The organism is Paracoccus panacisoli (assembly GCF_042435015.1).
Lineage (GTDB): Bacteria > Pseudomonadota > Alphaproteobacteria > Rhodobacterales > Rhodobacteraceae > Paracoccus > Paracoccus panacisoli.
Map to the genome: position 1 here is coordinate 1 of NZ_JBHMQU010000111.1, position 954 is coordinate 954.

Consider the following 954-nt stretch of genomic DNA (forward strand, 5'->3'; position numbering starts at 1 on the left):
ATGTCCTCGATGCCGAACGGCTGCACGGAGATGACACGACGGTGCCGCTGCTGGCAAAGGGCGGGACACATACCGCCCGGCTCTGGACCTATGTCAGGGATGATCGCCCCTTCGGCGGCGGGGCCCCGCCTGCTGCGCTGTTCCACTTCTCCCGCGACCGCGCAATGACCAACCCGAACCGGCATCTCGGCGGGTGGCAGGGCATCCTGCAGACCGACGCCTATGGGGGCTACAACGATCTCTACCGAGCTGACCGCGATCCGGGGCCGGTCGAGAGCGCGCTCTGCTGGAGCCATGCCAGGCGCAAGTTCTTCGAGCTAGCCGACATCGAGGGGAATGCCCGGAAGGGCAAATCCGTCCATGACATCTCACCTGTCGCGCTGGAGGCGGTGGCCCGTATCGATGCAATCTTCGACATTGAGCGCGGCATCAATGGCCTGGCCGCTGTAGAACGGCAGGAGGCCAGGCGCCCGCTGTCCCGACCCCTGGTCGAGGCATTGCACGACTGGCTGCTTGCCGAGCGCGACAGGATGTCGAAGCACAATCCGGTCGCCAAGGCGATCGGCTACATGTTCAAGGCGGAGCGCTGGCCCGCCTTCACCCGGTTCCTTGATGACGGCAGGGTTTGCCTGACGAACAACGCCGCAGAGCGGGCGCTGCGCGGGGTCGCCCTTGGCCGGAAGTCATGGCTCTTCGCCGGTTCCCAGCGTGGTGGCGACCGAGCCGCCTTCATGTATTCCCTCATCGTCACCGCGAAGATGAACGATGTTGACCCTCAGGCTTGGCTGGCCGATGTCCTCGCACGGCTTCCCGACACAACTGCTTCCAGAGTGCCGGATCTCCTGCCTTGGAACTGGTCTCGACCCCCTCAAAGGATGGCCGCATGACCCTGATCGCCCGCCTCCGGATCATCCTGAACGACGTCGACCCGCAGCCGATGCGCCAGATCGAGGT

Annotated in this window: 1 protein-coding gene; it reads left to right on the forward strand. The window is 65.1% G+C overall.

Features of this window, described 5'->3' with window-relative positions:
- Nucleotides 1–887 (forward strand): IS66 family transposase (gene tnpC / locus ACFHYO_RS15950; protein WP_394321712.1); only part of this gene is annotated, 887 nt, incomplete at its 5' end.
- Between the last annotated feature and the right edge of the window lie 67 nt (nt 888–954).